Source organism: Sphingobium sp. B8D3B (genome assembly GCF_025961875.1).
Taxonomy (GTDB): Bacteria; Pseudomonadota; Alphaproteobacteria; order Sphingomonadales; family Sphingomonadaceae; genus Sphingobium.
In genome coordinates, this window is sequence record NZ_JAOQON010000001.1 from 3,145,001 (window position 1) to 3,161,856 (window position 16,856).

General features: G+C 65.8%; 14 protein-coding genes and 2 tRNA genes. 4 read left to right on the plus strand and 12 right to left on the minus strand.

Going from position 1 to position 16,856, the window contains the following annotated elements; genetic code table 11:
- Positions 1-436: 436 nt before the first annotated feature.
- Positions 437-511: transfer RNA gene (locus M2343_RS14830), tRNA-Gly, on the minus strand.
- A gap of 174 nt (positions 512-685) precedes the next feature.
- On the opposite strand from M2343_RS14830, the gene M2343_RS14835 reads away from it, so the two are divergent.
- The gene (locus tag M2343_RS14835) at positions 686-1,597 is read left to right on the plus strand and encodes a tetratricopeptide repeat protein (RefSeq protein ID WP_264577225.1); all 912 of its coding nucleotides are present in this window, start codon (positions 686-688) and stop codon (positions 1,595-1,597) included.
- 7 nt (positions 1,598-1,604) lie between these two features.
- The gene (locus M2343_RS14840; protein WP_181558440.1) at positions 1,605-2,219 is read left to right on the plus strand and encodes an LON peptidase substrate-binding domain-containing protein; all 615 of its coding nucleotides are present in this window, start codon (positions 1,605-1,607) and stop codon (positions 2,217-2,219) included.
- Between the two features lie 30 nt (positions 2,220-2,249).
- Here the strand turns inward: M2343_RS14840 and M2343_RS14845 are convergent, their stop codons facing one another.
- The 10 genes from M2343_RS14845 to ftsE all read right to left on the minus strand — a co-directional run bounded on the left by M2343_RS14845 (position 2,250) and on the right by ftsE (position 13,689).
- Positions 2,250-2,573 (minus strand): PspC domain-containing protein, encoded by a 324-nt coding sequence (locus M2343_RS14845; protein WP_264577226.1) that lies wholly within the window; start codon positions 2,571-2,573, stop codon positions 2,250-2,252.
- Positions 2,574-2,783: 210 nt separating this feature from the next.
- Entirely contained in the window at positions 2,784-4,607 is a 1,824-nt protein-coding gene (locus M2343_RS14850; RefSeq protein ID WP_264577227.1) for a response regulator, read from the minus strand.
- Positions 4,597-5,463 (minus strand): CheR family methyltransferase, encoded by an 867-nt coding sequence (locus tag M2343_RS14855; protein WP_264571847.1) that lies wholly within the window; start codon positions 5,461-5,463, stop codon positions 4,597-4,599. The genes M2343_RS14850 and M2343_RS14855 overlap by 11 nt, the downstream gene beginning before the upstream one ends.
- Positions 5,460-8,546, minus strand: a complete 3,087-nt coding sequence (locus M2343_RS14860; RefSeq protein ID WP_264577228.1) for a response regulator — start codon at positions 8,544-8,546, stop codon at positions 5,460-5,462. Before M2343_RS14860 ends, M2343_RS14855 begins: the two co-directional genes overlap by 4 nt.
- Before the next feature lie 219 nt (positions 8,547-8,765).
- Positions 8,766-9,656, minus strand: a complete 891-nt coding sequence (yghU, locus tag M2343_RS14865; RefSeq protein ID WP_264577229.1) for a glutathione-dependent disulfide-bond oxidoreductase — start codon at positions 9,654-9,656, stop codon at positions 8,766-8,768.
- A 141-nt stretch (positions 9,657-9,797) separates the two neighbouring features.
- Positions 9,798-10,601: a DUF1134 domain-containing protein gene (locus M2343_RS14870; RefSeq protein WP_264577230.1), complete on the minus strand. Its 804-nt coding sequence runs from the start codon at positions 10,599-10,601 to the stop codon at positions 9,798-9,800.
- A 141-nt stretch (positions 10,602-10,742) separates the two neighbouring features.
- Positions 10,743-11,489: a lysophospholipid acyltransferase family protein gene (locus M2343_RS14875; protein WP_264571851.1), complete on the minus strand. Its 747-nt coding sequence runs from the start codon at positions 11,487-11,489 to the stop codon at positions 10,743-10,745.
- A 17-nt stretch (positions 11,490-11,506) separates the two neighbouring features.
- Positions 11,507-12,037, minus strand: coding sequence for a YdcF family protein (locus M2343_RS14880; protein WP_264577231.1), 531 nt, complete (start codon positions 12,035-12,037; stop codon positions 11,507-11,509).
- A complete protein-coding gene (locus tag M2343_RS14885) occupies positions 12,034-12,948 on the minus strand; it encodes a cell division protein FtsX (RefSeq protein ID WP_264577232.1) in 915 nt (304 codons plus the stop codon). The genes M2343_RS14880 and M2343_RS14885 overlap by 4 nt, the downstream gene beginning before the upstream one ends.
- Positions 12,949-12,951: 3 nt before the next feature.
- Positions 12,952-13,689 (minus strand): cell division ATP-binding protein FtsE, encoded by a 738-nt coding sequence (gene ftsE / locus M2343_RS14890; protein ID WP_264577233.1) that lies wholly within the window; start codon positions 13,687-13,689, stop codon positions 12,952-12,954.
- A 219-nt stretch (positions 13,690-13,908) separates the two neighbouring features.
- Here ftsE and M2343_RS14895 point away from each other — a divergent pair, with 219 nt between their 5' ends.
- Positions 13,909-14,724, plus strand: a complete 816-nt coding sequence (locus tag M2343_RS14895; protein WP_264573792.1) for a zinc-ribbon domain-containing protein — start codon at positions 13,909-13,911, stop codon at positions 14,722-14,724.
- Here the strand turns inward: M2343_RS14895 and M2343_RS14900 are convergent.
- Positions 14,699-16,078 (minus strand): MATE family efflux transporter, encoded by a 1,380-nt coding sequence (locus tag M2343_RS14900; RefSeq protein WP_264577234.1) that lies wholly within the window; start codon positions 16,076-16,078, stop codon positions 14,699-14,701. The two genes, M2343_RS14895 and M2343_RS14900, sit on opposite strands and share 26 nt — an antisense overlap.
- Before the next feature lie 416 nt (positions 16,079-16,494).
- Between M2343_RS14900 and M2343_RS14905 the strand changes: the two genes are divergently transcribed.
- Positions 16,495-16,581: transfer RNA gene (locus M2343_RS14905), tRNA-Leu, on the plus strand.
- Positions 16,582-16,856 lie beyond the last annotated feature (275 nt).

The following is a 16,856-nucleotide window of genomic DNA, read 5'->3' on the forward strand; positions in this document are numbered from 1 at the left end:
CCTATGAACCCAGAGAGCGTCGCTTTCGAGTGCGAGGGCCGTGACTGTCACCAGACCGAACTTCCACCCAGAAACGCGGCGTGAGAGGGCAGGAGGCTATCTGATAGCCGAAGACCATGTCGGACGGTCGATGGTGCCCTGTTGGGCTTTATAGCGCCATGCGTCGCAAAATGGCTGGGACCGCATAGGTCTACGCCACGACCTCAAATGAGTTGGACGCGCGCAGGGTCGGCCGTGGTCATTTACCTGGGGCGGCCCCCTGCCACAGGGGGGGCTCCCATGGTCGCCACGCTCTCCGTATGGACCGAGTGCCTTTTCAAATCTCGATGTCCGATCGCCCTAGACAGAGCGCTCCCGAGCGCTGAGCGACCAGATCGCCGCGCCGCAACGAAGAGCCGGCCCGAAGGCCGTTCAATCATGCAATTCTTGAAGAAACTGGAGCGGGCGAAGGGATTCGAACCCTCGACCCCAACCTTGGCAAGGTTGTGCTCTACCCCTGAGCTACGCCCGCTCTGGCGGACCGGGGCAGTGCCTTCCGGTCGGGTGAGGCGGGCAACTAGCATCGCCTTTGGAAGGCGGCAAGCCCCTTTTGCGCTTTCTCCAAAGATTCCCTGTCACCCTTGCAGAGCATCGGCGTTCCACCCCATATGGTCTGATCGAACGGACAGGCAGCAGGAGATATGACGTGGCCACCCTCGGGTTGAGCGAGCAGGACAAGCAGGCCGTCGAGGCGTTCCGTCGCGACGTTGTCGAGCCTTCGCAAACGAAGCTCGTCATGGTCGACTTCTGGGCGGAATGGTGCGGGCCCTGCAAGCAGCTCTCGCCCATCATCGAGAAGATCGCGGCCGAATATGCCGACCGGGGCGTGCTGCTCGTCAAGATCAATGTCGATGAGAACCGATTCATCGCCAGCCAGTTCCGCGTCCAGTCTATCCCCACCGTCTACGCGGTGTTCCAGGGCCAGCCAGTGGCGGACCTGACCCAAGCGCGCACCGAGAGCCAGTATCGCCAGATGCTCGATCAGATCCTCGCGCAATTGCCCATCGAGAGCGAGGCGGGGCAGCGTGCGCAGGACATTGCGCCATTGCTGGCCATGGCTGAAGACGTGCTTGCGGGCGGCGATGCGGAGCGGGCGATCGCCATCTTCGCCCAGATCAGCGAGATGGCGCCGGACAATGCCGAGGCCCTGGGCGGGCAGATCCGCGCCCTGGTGGCGGCCGGTCATCTCGATGAGGCGGACGGGCTCGTGGCCAGCCTGCCCGAGGCACTGGCGCACGACAAGGCCATCGAGCGCGGACGCTCGGCCATCGCGCTGGCGCGGTCCGCCACGCCGGGCGTGGACGTGGCACCGCTGCAGGCCCGCATCCAGGCCAATCCGGACGATCATGACGCGCTGTTCGAGCTGTCGGCCGCCCATATGGCCAATGGCGACCGGGATGCCGCCGCCGAGGCGCTGCTGACCAGCATCGCGCGCGACCGCAGTTGGGAGGATGGCAAGGCGCGGACGCAGCTGCTCCAGCTCTTCGAGGTGGTCGGGCTGGAAGATCCCTGGGTCGCCGGCCAGCGCCGTCGCCTTTCGCAAATTCTCTTCGCCTGAGGCTGTGATGCAGCGCAGGCTGGCCATCTTCCCGCTGGGCGGGGCGCTGCTGTTCCCGCGCATGCACCTGCCGCTGCACATCTTCGAGCCGCGCTATCGGGCGATGGTCTCGGAGGCGATGGCCAAGGACCAGCGCATCGGCATGATCCAGCCGAGCGGACCGGGCGAGCCGGCGCCGCTCTTCTCCATCGGCTGCATGGGGCGGATTACCGAGATCGAGGCGCTGGATGACGGGCGCTTCAACATCATTCTGGCCGGGGAGGCGCGCTTTCGCGTGCAGCGGGAGCTGGATGTGCCGACCGCCTTCCGTCAGGTGGAAGTCGAGATCATCGAAGGCGTCGAGGATGAACCCGGCGTGCTGGCGCCCAGCGAGCGCGCCGCGCTGGAGGATGAGGCCCGGGCGTTCGCCGCGTCGCTTGGCTATGAGGTCGAGTGGGATGCGGTCGAGACGCTGGACGACGAGATGCTGGTGAATGCCATCGCGCAGATCGCGCCCTTCGATCCGGCGGCCAAACAGGCCCTGCTCGAAGCCGATGCGCTGCGCGACCGCAACGAACTGATCATCCAGCTCATGCAATTCGCGCGGCGGGGCGATGGCCAAGGGAGCCAACGCCTGCACTGATCGTCAGGCAGGCGCGGGAGCCCAATGGGGTCAAGCGGCTAGGGGCAGGGTGTGTGGCGCGTGGATGCCCTGATCGATGGGCTCTGCAGCCAGCTCGGCGTGGGCGGCTTCTGCGTCGACCACCACGACATCCGCGATTGGGCGCGAGGGCGCAGGGAACAGCCAGCGGCTGACGGCCACGACAAGCCCGAGGCCAAGATAGATGGCCACCGTCGCAGCAAGATTGAAGAAGACACCACAGGCAAGCGCGGCCCGGACCCAAGTCGGGTTGATGCCGAGATCCTCGCCAATGGCCTGGCAGATTCCCAGCAGCGTATCGGGGCGTTCGAGCATCGAGGGGGGTGAGGCGGACATCGGTTGGCTCCTTGAAGGCGGGCCGATCCGTTCGACCCGCTGTCCTCTCCAAAGCATGTGTCGTGCCAATTTGTGGCTGGGGCCGCTTTTACGCCATTTCGCTGAACGTCAGCGGAACGGACATGGCAGAAAGGTGTGAAAACTCTCCCAACGTGTAGGAGATTTCACTAACCTTGCCCACGTCCCGAGGACATTCCTTCGATTGCTTTGCTAGACCGCGATATCCATGGCGGGGCTGGGCGCGAGCAGGGATCGTGCAGCCCGGAGCAATTCCTCCGCGCTGAACGGTTTGGTCACGATCGGCTGGCGCGCGAGCAGGTCCGGCAATTGCGCCGCACCATAGCCGCTGACCATCAGGAACGGGATGCCGCGGGCCTGCAGCAGGGCCGCAATATCCTCGACCGTTTCGCCCTGCAGATTGCCATCCAGCAGCACAAGGTCGAACTGGCCGGTGCGGGCCTGCTCCAGCGCCTGGTCATGCGTGGTGACTGGCCCGATGACCTGCGCGCCGCTTTCGCCCAGCACGGTCAGGATATCCAGCGCAACCAGAGGCTCGTCCTCCACGACGAGCACGGACTTGCCGTCCAGCGAGCCTTCCGTGGTAACCTGGAGGACGGGCTGGGGCGCTGTCCGTGGGATCGCGGCGGGGGCTGATTTTCTCACCACGGCGCAGGGCAGGGTCAGGGTCCAGCGCAGGCCTTCCGGCTCGTACGTGGCGGTGGAAGCCCCGCCTTCGCTGCGCAGGCTGCGCTCGATCAACATGCTGCCGAAACCGGTGCGCGATGGGGGCGAGACGGGCGGCCCGCCACGCTCCACCCATTCCAGATGCAGTTGCTCATCCTCCAGCGTCCAGTTCAGCGCGACGTGGCCTTCTGCAGTGGATAGCGCGCCATATTTGAGCGCGTTGGTCACCAGCTCGTGCAGGACCATGGAGAGATGCAGGGACGGCTCGGGTTCCAGGTCCACGTCAGGCCCAGTCGCGGAGAGGCGGTCGGGACCGACCACGCCCATGTCGAACTGGCCATGGATCAGCTCGCGCAGGCTGGCGGCCTTCCATGTCGCTTCGCTCAGCAGCGAATGCGCCTTGCTCAGCGCATGGATGCGGCCGATGAAGGTCGGCGCGAAATCGGCGGGATCGGCCGAATGGCGCAATGTCTGCGAGGCGATGGCCTGCACGGAGGCCATGGTGTTCTTCACGCGGTGGTTGAGCTCGCCCACCAGAAGCCGCTGGGTCTTGTCGGCCCGCCGGCGCTCGGTCACGTCGAGAATCTGTACTTCCACCGAGAGCAGCCCCCCCCCGGCGCCATGAACCGCGGAACAATAGCATTCCGTGTCGATGTCCGTCCCTTGGCGGCTGTGCAGCACGAGGCTCAGCATATCGCGCTGTTTCACGCCGGCGCGGAAGTCCGCGAAAAGGCTGTGCAGCGGTGCAGTGCCATCGGCATCGCTCCAGGCTGTCGTGGCGAGGTCGCCCCCCAGCATTTCCCGCTCGCTCCAGCCGAACATGCGCTCGGCGCCCTTCGACCAGCCGACGATCCGCTCGCTGTCATCGAACTCCACGATGGCAAGCGGGCTATTGTCGCGGTGCGCCTGCAGCCGGCCCAGTGCGCGGCTCAATTCATCGCCATGGCGCGCCAGCGCCTGCCGATGCCGGTGCAGCTCGACGAACACCTCCACCTTGCTGCGCAGCACGAGCGAATCGATCGGCTTGAGCAGATAGTCGACGGCGCCGGCTTCATAGCCGCGGAAGCGCCGTGTCTCGTCGGTGGCGACGGCGGTGAGGAAGATGATCGGGATCCGGCGGGTCCGCTCGGTGCCGCGCATCAGCTCGGCCAGTTCGAAGCCATCCATGCCCGGCATCTGCACATCGAGCAGGGCAAGGGCGAACTCGTTGACCAGCAACAGCTCCAGCGCCTCGGCGCCCGAACCGGCGCGGGCCGTCTCCACGCCGTCATGAGCCAGCAGCGCTTCGAGCGCTTCGAGATTTTCCACCACGTCATCGACGATGAGGATGCGGACCGGATCAGGCGACATGGCCGGGCTCCTGTGACGGGACGAGGTTGCGGCGATAGATTTTTTCCTGGGGCACGAAGTCATCAAAGCAGCCGGACGTCCGCGAGAAGCGCAGCGTCTCACGCGAGCCTAGTCCGAGATAGCCGCCGCGCACCAGCGAATTGGCAAAGAGATCGATGGCGCGGTCCTGCAGATCGCGGTCGAAATAGATGAGCACATTGCGGCTGGAAATCAGGTGCGCCTCGGCAAACACCTGATCCGTCGCGAGACTGTGCTCGGCGAACACCGCGCGCGACCGCAGCGACTTGTCGAACACCACGCCGCCATAGGCTGCGGTATAATAATCGGAGAGGGATGTGTGTCCGCCGGACAGCCGGTGGTTCTCGGTGAACTTCGCGATGCGGCTCTGCTCGTAGACGCCGCTCTGCGCGTTGTTGAGCGCGCCGGGGCTGATGTCCGTGCAGTAGAAGATCGTGCGCTCCTCCAGCCCTTCTTCCCGAAACAGGATGGCCATGGAATAGAATTCCTCGCCATTGGCGCAGCCGGCGATCCAGACCTTGATCGAGGGGTAGGTCCGCAGGTGCGGGATCACCTGCTCGCGCAGCGCCCGAAAATAATCGGGGTCGCGGAACATCTCGCTGACCTGGATGGTCAGGTAGCGCATCAGCTCGCCAAAGGCGGCGGGGCTGCGCAGCACGATATGCTGCATCTGGGAGAAGCTCTCGCAGCCAAGATGCGGCTGGGCACGCAGCAGGCGGCGGTGGAGCGAATTGCGCGAATAGCCGCGGAAGTCATAATGATAGTGCCGCCAGATCGCCTCGATCAGCAGATCGGCCTCAAGCACGTCCAGCGGGGCTAGCTCGGCTTCGGGGGTCATCGCGGCATCCACACGCGCACCAGCGACAAGAGCTTGTCGACGTCGAGCGGCTTGGAGAGATAATCATTGGCGCCGGCTGCCAGACATTCCTGCTGGTCGCGGTCCATGGCCTTGGCGGTCAGGGCGATGATCGGCAGGTTGCGCCACTGGTTCTGCCCGCGGATGTGGCGGGTAGCGGTCAGGCCATCCATCTCCGGCATCATCACGTCCATCAGCACCAGATCGACCCTCGGCGCCTCGCCCTTCGCGGACTGGGCCAGCGCGTCGAGCGCTTCCCGGCCGTTGCGGGCGATGCGGATGGTGGTGCCATGCGGCTCGAAAATGCTGGTCAGCGCATAGACATTGCGAATGTCGTCCTCGACCACGAGGATGGTTTTGCCATCCAGCGCGACATCCCGGTTGAGCGAGCGGACGACCATCTCCTTCTGCGCCTCGGGCAGTTCGGAAACGACCTGGTGCAGGAATAAGGTCACCTCATCGAGCAGCCGCTCGGGTGACTTTGCGCCCTTGACGATGATCGACTTGGAGTAGCGGCGTAGGCGCAGCTCTTCCTCGGGGGAGATGTCGCGGCCGGTATAGACGATCACCGGCGGGAAGCCGATCGTCTCATCCTCGCTCAGCCGTTCGAGCAGATCGAGGCCCGGCGTATCGGGGAGATTGAGGTCCAGCACCATGCAGTCGAAGCTGGTCGTGCCCAGTTGGTCCAGGCATTCGGCAGCACTATGCGCCGCCACCGTCTCGACATCGCGCGAGCCCAAGAGCAGGCCGATGCTCTCGGCCTGACGGGCATCATCCTCCACCACCAGCACCCGGCGCACCCGCTGCGAGATGCGCGTCTCAAGCGCTTCGAGCATGTCGACAAGCTGCTCGCGCCGCACGGGCTTGAGCAGATAGCCCACCGCGCCATTGGCCAGCGCCGCCTGCGCATCCTCGCTGACCGAAACGATATGCACCGGGATGTGCCGCGTGCGCACATCGCGCTTCAACCGATCGAGCACGGAGAGGCCGGTGTGGTCGGGCAGGTTCATGTCGAGGATGATGGCGTGGGGCAGATATTGCCGCGCCAGCAAGACGCCTTCGTCCGCCGTTCCCGCGACGAGGCACTGGAAACCGAGTTCGTGCGAGAGGTCGGCGAGGATTTCCGCAAAACGCGCATCATCCTCAACCACCAGGATCAAGCGGGAATCGCCGGAAAGCACCTCGCGATCATCCGCCACCGGCGACTGGCGCGGCAAGGCTGGCATCGCCGGCCCACGCGCGGGTTCCGGCAGGGCAGGGCGGGATTGCGAGCGGCCCTGATCGAGCGCGGATGGCTCCAGCTCGAGCGGCAGCGTCAGCGTGAACACGCTGCCTTCGTCGGCAGCGCTCTCGACGCCGACCGAGCCGCCGAGCAGCCCGGCCAGTTCGCGGGAAATCGACAGGCCAAGGCCGGTGCCGCCATATTTGCGGCTGACCGTCCCGTCCGCCTGCCGGAAGGCATCGAAAATGATGCCGAGCTTTTCGGGCGCGATGCCGATGCCGGTATCCCGCACGCTCAGCGCAACGCCGCCACCCGGCGCGGCCGATGCCCGCAGCGTGATCTCGCCGGCGGCGGTGAACTTGATCGCGTTGGAGAGGAAGTTCTTGAGCACCTGCTCCACGCGTTGCGCGTCGGTGCGGATGTCGGCTGGCAGGCCGGGGTCGATTTCCGTCCGCAGCGCCAGCCCCTTCGAGGTCGCGCCTGCGGAAAAGGTCGCGCTCAGGCGCTCGAACATGGTCGAGAGTTTCGCCGGGCGGATGTCCAGCTCCACCTTGCCCGCCTCGATCTTCGAGATGTCGAGAATGTCGTTGATCAGCGCCAGCAGATCATTGCCGGAGGATTCGATCGTGCGGGCGTGCTTGACCTGATCGGCCGAGAGATTGCCGGCGCGGTTCTCCCCGAGCAGCCGCGCCATGATGAGCAGCGAATTGAGCGGCGTGCGCAGCTCGTGAGACATGTTGGCGAGGAATTCGGATTTGTAGCGGCTGGCCTTCTCAAGCTCGGCGGTCTGCTCCTCAAGCGAGGCCTGGGCCTGTTCCAGCTCGTCGCGCTGGGCCTCAAGCTCATGGGCCTGATTTTCCAGCGAGGCGTTGCTTTCCTCCAGCTCGGCCTGCTGCGCTTCCAGCCGCGCCTGCGATTCCAGCAGCCGCTGGCTCTGCGCTTCCAGCTCCTCATTATTGGCTTGCAGCTCTTCGCCCTGCGCCTGCAGTTCTTCGGCCTGATGCTGGGTTTCCTCCAACAGCGCCTGAAGCTGCGACCGATAGGCTGCCGAGCGGATCGAGACGCCAAGCTGCGCGGCGATCCGCGTCATGAAGGCTTCGGCATCATGGGCAGCCTTGCCGGTCAATCCCAGTTCGATCACGGCGTTGACTTCGCCATCGGCGCGCGCGGGCGCGACCAGAATCTGCTGCGGGACCGCCCGGCCGAAGGCCGAGCCGTAATAGAGATAATTTTCCGGCACCTCGGTCAGCAGAAAGCTGCGCTTGTCGCGTACGGCCTGACCGAGCAACCCATCATTGGGCGTGATCTCCTGCGGAATGGGGGCGTCCTGCGGAACGCCATAGACGGCACGGCGCTGAAAGCTCGCTTGCTCGCGCACGAACAGGGCAGCCGCTTGCGCGCCGAGATATTCGGCCAGGTAGCGCAAGGCCCGCTGTGACACCTCTTCAATTGACAGGTCGCCAGCAACGGCGTTTCCAAGCCCGACCTGCCCGGCCTGCAGCCAATCCTGCCGGGCGATTTCCAGCTTGCTGCGGATGAACATGACGCCAACAGCGGCCAGCAGCCAGTTCACGGAGGCGCCGATGACGCGGTTGACGATGGCGATGTTCGGATCGACCCCATCGCGCGCGAAGAAGAAGCCCATGATCGTCAGCAGCGTTGCCAGCGACGCGGTCACGAGCGGCGCGAGGGGGGCGGACGCGAGGAAGGCGAGAACGGTAGGGAGGAGGTAGATGACCCAGACAGCGGTGCCGAGCGGAAAGATCAGGTCTCCGGCGAACGGGATCGCCAGAAGGAAGGCGATGGCGGCATAGAGAAACACTTCGCGATTATAATGAAGCACTTAATGCCCGCCCTTTCAGATGCCAAAAGGGCAGATAGCTCAGACCCCCGAGGGGAACGCCAATCAGGCATTTTGGTTCCCGCACCGTTTAAAGGCGTGAAGAAATTTCTCGGCGGGGCTGTTCGGCGCCTTGATCACCGGGGAATCCGTACAGGCAGGATGATGTGCATGGCCAGGCCTGGCTGACCCGGCCATGCGCGTTATACGTTTAGAGCCGCGTCACGCGGGCGCGTTTTCCCCCGCTGCGGCGATGGCGTCGTCGAGATCCTTGGCGCTGTGTCGCTCGGCGATGCCGCCGCCGGGGCGTCCTGCAGCATTGACGAGCAGGCCGCGGCTCACACCCTTGCGGGCATGGAGCTGCGTCACCCAGCGGTCGACATTGCGATACTCATGGACCGAGAGGAACTCCTGCGCATCATAGGCACTGCGCATCATCGATCCATACCAGGGCAGGATCGCGAAATCGGCGATGGTGATCTCGTCGCCGATGATGAATTCCTTGTCGGCCAGCTGCTTGTCGAGCACGTCGAGCTGACGCTTGGTTTCCATGGCGTAGCGGTCGATGGCATATTCGATCTTGATCGGCGCATAGGCATAGAAGTGCCCGAAGCCGCCGCCGACGAACGGCGCGGAGCCCATCTGCCACATCAGCCAGTTGAACGTCTCGGTGCGCTTGCGCACGTCGGTGGGCAGGAAGACCCCGAACTTCTCGGCCAGATAGACCAGCATCGATCCGCTCTCGAACAGGCGCAGCGGCGGGTTCTGGCTGTAATCCATCATCGCCGGAATCTTGCTGTTTGGGTTGATCTTCACGAAATCGCTGCCGAATTGCTCGCCGGTGTAGATCTTGATCAGCCAAGCATCATATTCCGCGTCATAGCCCGCGGCCAGCAGCTCCTCGAGCATCACCGTGACCTTCTGGCCATTGGGTGTGCCCAGCGAATAGAGCTGGAGCGGATGTTCGCCGATGGGCAGGGTGATGTCCTGCCGCGCGCCCGCCGTCGGCGCATTGATGCTGGCGAACTGCCCCCCATTCTCCGTCTCGTTGCGCCACACCTTGGGCGGAACATATCCGGCGGGCAGATTGTTGGCGGGGTCGCTGTCGGCCATGGTCTTGTCTCCTGTGCGCGGTGTTATGCCGCCAATCTAGCGCCTGCGCGCGCACAGACCAGCGCTGCGTGGGATGAGTTTGTCTCTGCCCGCGCAAAGCGGCGCTTTACCCGATCGGTCGAGCGCCGCTCGCGCGAAGGCTCAGAATGGCAGCCAGTTGCGCTTTTCGGTGAACTTCATGTAGCCGGCATTGACCCCGAGCCTATAGCCGACACCGAGCCGGATGGGGATGAGCACGATATCGCCCCAGCGCATGTAGCTCGCGTTGAAACCGCCGACGAGATAAGCGGCGCCCTCGCCAGCCGGGAAGCGCTTATAGAGCTCCTGGCTGTCATAGAGATTGTAGACGAGCACAAAGGTCTTCGCGGCATTGCCGCCGAGGTCGAAGCCGATGGAGGGGCCAGTCCAGTAGACGTCGCGCTGGCCCTCGATCTTGTGGAACAGCGTACCCGATCCGTAGCGCAGGCCGATGCCAATGGCACCCGAGGCCTCGCGCCCGGCGATGTAGGCGATCGGCTCGCCCTGATCCTTGAGGATGTTCTCGATGATGCCGGCGAGCCCTTCGGCGCCCTTGCCGAAAACGCCCTCGGCCGCGCCGATCAGATCGTCCTTCTTGTAGGTGTTCGCGGCGGCGTTCTCCGGCACGCCGGCGGCCTCGGTCGGTGTGGTTGCGGTCTGGGCCGTGGTGCTCGCTGGGGGCGCGGGCGGCGGGCTGGTGGCCGGATCGTTATAGACCGGATCGGCTGGCGGGTAGGACGGCGCAGGCTCGGATGGCAGCGGCGTCTGGTTCGCCGGTGCGCCCGGCGCGAGATCTGCGTCGATCTGCGTGTTGGGATCGACCGTGTTGATCTGGGCCGCGGCAGGCGCCGCCACCAGTGCCGCGCTGGCCACCAGCCCGATCGCCCAAGTGATGAGAGGCTGGATCGGTGCTCTCGTCCGGTTCATTCAAATGTCTCCCGCAATCGCAGATCGGCCAGAGGTCGTGCCGCAATATCGCTGGCACGATCAGACCCCCGCTCGAGCTTAGCTATCCGTTCGCCCGGATGAAACGACAATGAACGAACGGTGAGTCGAATCGATTTCGCGTCAAACCGAATCGATTTCCCGCTCGGCCGCTGGTCCATTGAGGCTGTTGATCGCCTCGAACACTTGGCGTTCCGCTTCTGCACGAGGCAGGCCGGGCGGAATGAGCGGCGCCAGTCGATAGGTGATGACGCCGGAGCGCTTCAGGAAACTGTTGCGAGGGGAAAGCCGGCCCGTATCCAGCGCCACCGGCAGCACGGGCACGCCGAGCATGGAATACAGTCCGGCAAAGCCAGCCTTGAGCGGGGCACGCTCGCCATGCGGCACGCGCGTCCCTTCCGGGTAGAGCAGCACGGGGCGCCCTTCTGCGAACGCGGCGCGCGCTTCGGCACGGATGCCGCGCAGCGCGCTGGCACCGCCTGCCCGGTCGACGATCATCAGCCCATAAGCCCGCGCCACCGCGCCCCAGACCGGGATGTCCCCCAGCTCGCGCTTGGCGGCGATCACCGGGCGATGGAAGAGGATCACGGCGTCCAGCGTCTCGAACATCGATTCATGCTTGGAGACAATGAACACCGGTTCGTCAGGGAACGCGCCCTCCACGACGATCTTCTGGCCCAGCACCCAGCGCGCCAGGAACCGGTGAATGCGCGACCACACCGCCGCGAGCGGCACGACCTTGCGTGCGCCGAACGGCATCACGCTCAGGCAGGCGAGCAGCAGGAAGACGGTCATGCCGTAGAACAGCACCGAGAACAGTGCCGAGCGCAGCGCCGTGACCAGCGTGCCGAGCGGGGACAGGGGCGGCATGGGCTTTCCGTTCCCGCTCAAATGCCGAGCAGACCGGCAATCCGCCGCAGGGCGAACTTGTGATATTCGCGGAACAGCACGGTCAGGCTGGGGTGAGACCGCACCGCGTCCGGCACGATGCGGACCGAAGGATCGATCTGGCGCGAGAGTTCATACTGCGCGCGACGCATGTGCCAGTCGGTGGTGATGATCCGCACGGAGGTGTAACGGTTGCGGCGCAGCCATCGCGCGGTCTCGATGGCATTGGAGCGCGTGTCGATCGCCTCGCGGCCCAAGGTGATGCAGCAGCTCATCAGTGTCGGCGAAACCCTGTAGAGCGCGGCAAATTCGCCGCGCCGCACGTCCCGGTCCACGCCGGAGACCAGCAGATGACGGCTCTGGTCGCGGCGGAGGAGGGCCAGCCCGCGCTCGATGCGGCCTGCCGAACCGGTGAGCACGACGATCGCATCGGTCTTTTCATCGTCCTGCGGCTGGGGCAGCAGCATGGCGAACCAGGCAAAGCCGAACGCCCAGATTAGCAGGATGATCGAGAGAAACCGCCGGATCACAAGGAGCGTTCCAGCGCCCGCCGCAAGGTGAGACGCGCGGACAGCGAGGCGACGCCCACGCCCGCCACCGGCAGCAGCGGGAAGATGATCCACGCGATGCCGGGCAGCGAGGCGCTGCTCATGAGATCGGACGCCACTGCCGCCATCGAGCGGCCGACAAGGATGATGACGAGCGTCGCCGCCGCATAGCCCACCACGCCGCCAAACAGCGCATCGAGCATCATCCGCCGCTGGAACAGGCGCACCACCTGCGCATCGGTGGCGCCCAGCATGTGCATGATGTCGATGGTGCCGCGATGGGTGGCGTGCGCGCCTCGCGCGGCCAGCACGACCACGGCGCCGGTCGCAAAGGCCATCAGCGCGACGACGGCGAAGGCGACGAGGCCGATGGACCATACAAGCTGCGCCAGCGGCGAGAGATAATCGCCGTGCGGCTCGACGCGGGCATGGGCGTTGATCTCTTTCACTGCCTTGTCGAGCACAGCGAGCCGCTCGGTCCGGGCGCTCTCCGGGGTCAGCAGTTCGGCATCGATCAGCGCCGGCAGCGGCACATCGGCCAGCTTGAGGTCATTGCCGAGCCAGGGCGCGAGTTGCGCCGCCAGTTCACTCTCCGGCACGACATGCACCGTGCCGACATCCTCGGCCTGATCGAGCAGGCTGACGATGCGGCGCACCGCTTGCCCGCGCGCCTGCGGATCGGCCTCGGCCACCTGCACGGTCACGCGGCCGGAGACCTCATCCACCAGCGCCCGCGCGCCCTGATTGAGGGCGAGGCCGGCGGCGGTTGCCAGCACGGTCAGGAACATCATGATCGCGATCACCCAGGGCATCGGACCGGTCAGCCGGCCCTGCGGCAGCAGCGGGCCAGGGCGATAAGGGCGGCTCATGCCTTCGAGCGGATTGCGCGCCATGGCTCAGGCTTGTCCCGGCTGGTGGGGCGCGGGGCGATAGGGTGAGGAGAGCGCGCTGACGCCATCCTGCCCCTCGATCGGCGCCATGCGTCCGCCCTCCAGCCGCATGGTCCGTGCGCCAGAGACCTTGCCGAGCAGGGCAGTGTCGTGCGTGGCGACGACGATGGTGGTGCCGAGCTTGTTGAGCGCCTCAAACAGGGTGATGAGCCGGGTCGCCATATCCCGGTCCACATTGCCGGTCGGCTCGTCGGCCACTAGCAGTTCCGGCCGGCCGATCACGGCGCGCGCGATGGCGACGCGCTGCTGCTCCCCGCCCGAGAGGGTGGCGGGCAAGGCATGGGCGCGGTCGGACAGGCCGACCCAGTGCAGCATCTCCTCCACGGGCGGACGGATCTGATCTTCGTTCACGCCGGCGATGCGCAGCGGCAGCGCGACATTATCGAAGGCCGAGAGGTGCGCGACCAGTCGGAAATCCTGAAACACCACGCCGATGCGACGGCGGAAACTCGGCAGCCGGGCGCGGGGTAGGGTCACGATGTCGGCATCGAACAGGCGGATCGCGCCACGGCTGGGGCGCTGGGCAAGATAGAGCAGCTTGAGCAGCGAGGTCTTGCCCGCGCCGGACGCGCCGGTGAGGAAATAGAAGGCCCCTTCGTCGAGCGAAAAGCTGAGATCGGACAGCGTCTCCGGGCCGGGCCCATACCGCAGCCCGACATTCTCGAACTGGACTATTCTAGCCATCGCCGCGATTGCATGTCCCCATTAATGGCGCGCGGCCACGCCCGCCGATGATCTGCCGCGCCGTGCATGGCACAGGCCCCCATTGCGGGCAAGGTGGCGGATGGTGCGCCGGCCTCGCGCGCGTCCCGCGGGCCCTGTCGTCCGTCGCTGTGGGGATATCCCCGGCCACGTTCAAACGCCCGCTTGCCCTCTGCGGGAAACCGGTGTTTATGGAGCGCGATGATCCTCGTCTGCCCTCAATGCGCCACACGCTATGTTGTGCCCGATAGCGCGATTGGTGCTGCGGGCCGTCAGGTCCGGTGCGCGTCTTGCCGTCACAGCTGGTTTCAGGAGGGCGCGCCGGTGGAGCGCCCCGAGCCGGCGATGGCCGATGCTGCGGCGGACGCCGGCATTGCGCCGAATGAGGCCCCTGCATCCGCACCCGTCGAGAGTGCAGAAGCGCAGGCTCCTGTGGCGCCGGTCGCGGTCGGCACTGAGGAAACCGCCGCCGCAGCGCCCCCGGCTGAACCGCGTCACGACCCGATCGATCCGCCGCCTGCTGCCGCGCCGGCGCAGGAGTTCGTCCACTATCCCGACGAGCCAGCCGAGGCGCCCACCCGTCCGCGTCGCAATCCCGCCAGGCTCTGGACGGCTGCGGCGCTCGCCTTCTTCGTCGCGGTGAGCCTTGCCGGTGGCGCACTCGCTTATTTCGGCCCGCCCAATTGGGCCGTCGCGCTCGGTTTTGGCGGAGCGCCGGCGACCTCCGGCCTCAACTTCTACCTGCCCAAGCCGCCCGAGCGCCGCAACCTGCCGACCGGCGAGGAATATTTCGCGTTCAGCGCCCGCATCCTCAACGATAGCGACCAGGAACAGACCGTTCCGCCGGTGGTGGTCGAACTGCGGGACGATCAGGGCCGGCTGGTGTTCAGCTGGATGACCAAGGCGGACAAGTCCACGCTCAAGCCCAATGAGGAAGCGCGCGTGTCCGAGAGCCGGCTGGACATCCCCAAGAACGCGCGCAACCTTGAGCTCAGGTTCGCCGATAACGCAGGCTGACCTGCCAGAAGCGCGCTGCCTGCAGCACCATCGCCGCCGCCATGCCGAGCGCCGCGGCGAACGCCAGCCCCGCCGATCCCCAGCCCTGCGCATGGCCGTACCAGCCCATGACGCCCATCACGCCGAAGAAGGCGATGATGCCATTGACGCTGGCGACCACCTGATCCCCCAGTGAGCGCAGCGCGGCGACGAAGATCGCCTGGATGCCATCGCACAGGATGAAGGGGGCCAGAATGAGCAGCATGATGAGCGCTTCCCGCGCCACGGCGGGTTGTGCGGTCAGCCCCGCCACGATCGGCCGGCCGAAGAGCAGATAGGCAAGCACCACCGCGCCCATGAACAGGATGGAGAGGCCGCATGCGATCATGGTGCGGCTGCGCGCCTCCCATGGCTCGCCCGCGCCCACGGCATTGCCGACCCGCACGCCCGCGGCAGAACCGAGCCCCAGCGCCAGCGCAAAGCCCAGATTATGCAGCGAGAGCATCACCTGAAAGCCGCCGGCCACAATCTCGCCCATCTGCGTGGAGAGGATCATGAGGTAGGAGAAGCCGAGCACTTCCATCGCGGCGCCAATGCCAGGCATCGCGCCGAAGCGGACGATCGCGCCAATGCCGCTCAGCGCGCTGCGCCAGGCGGCCAGGTCGAGCCGGCGCAATCCGCGCTCGCGCGCGCTCGGCAGCGTCCATGCCATATAGGCCATGGCAAGGCCGCCGCCCAGCGAGGTCAGCGATGTCGCCAGCGCGGCGCCGAACGCGCCCATTGCCGGGAAACCCAGATGCCCCAGCGCCATGGCCCAGGTCAGCACGGCATTGACCGGCAGGGTGGCGAGGTTGACGATCAGCACCCGGCGCGGCGCGCTCACGCCTTCCAGAAAATAGGCGCAGCCGATGGAGAGCATTTGGCCGGGCAGCCCCAGCATCATTGCGGCCAGCACATAGGCGCCGGGATCGACCAGTGCATCGGCGACGCCGGTCAGCGCCAGCAGGGGGCGGGCGAACAGCGCGATGACGACGGCGCTGGGCACGCCGAGCAGCAGGCCGGTCAGCACCGCTTCCCGCCATAGCGCCCCGGTGCGGTGCAGGTCTCCGCCGCCATCCGCGCGGCTGGTGAAGACGATTACGCCGGACATGCCGGCCAGCAGCAGCATCAGGATGACGAACATCACCACCCGGCCGGCCGCCAATGCCCCGAGTTCGCTCGTGCCCGCATAGCCAACCACCGTCACATCGACGAGGTGCATGATCGTCCAGTTGAGATTGGTGAGGACGATCGGCCAGGCTAGCCACGCGATGCGGCGGGCCTCGCTCAGCAGGCCGGTGTGGCGGGGTGGCAAGATGGTGTCAGTGTCGGACATGAAGCTGCTTGATCAGGAGGGGAGGGGAGAGAGGGAGCGGGACCGGAAGTTATGCATTCCGCGCACGCATCGGCCATACTGATTCGCGCGGCGCAGGCTGCGGATCATCGAAGTGACGGAACGCATAGTCAGCACAGCCGCGTGGCATCGGGTCGGTCCTTCCGGCGCAGCCATGACCGGGCTTTTGGCGCCCGCGACACAAGGACTGCAAAAATCGTGACAAAAGCGCGTGCATTGGGCACGTCAGCGCCCTGCTGGATCGCCTGCAGGGGCGTGCAAGTCAAGCCAACAGCCCGATCCCACGCTGCGTTTCACGCTATATCACGATGAAGTGCGAAGGATGGTTGCATGCCCCGAATCCCTTTGCTAAAGGCCGCCGCCTACCCGGGGGCCATCGGCTCCCACCTCCCTGATGTGCGGTCGTGGCGGAACTGGTAGACGCGCAACGTTGAGGTCGTTGTGGGCGAAAGCCCGTGGAAGTTCGAGTCTTCTCGACCGCACCATTCCCAGTCAAAGATGAGCATTTAGGCCTTCTTTGAGGCGGCGGCGGAAATCGCTGCCGTTTCGATGGCAGCGTGTGCGCCATGCCCGATGACGTGGGATTCGCTACTCTCGCCGACGATCACTTCATTGATCAATATGCGCACATGGCTTCATCGAAGCGGTGAATTATTGCCGCAGACGGGCCGCTTTGAGCGCTCGACCATGTGGGACGTCACGAGGTTGCCACGGTGGAACTGGCACTCCAGGAGAGTGCGGGTTCTGACAAAGCCGCGAT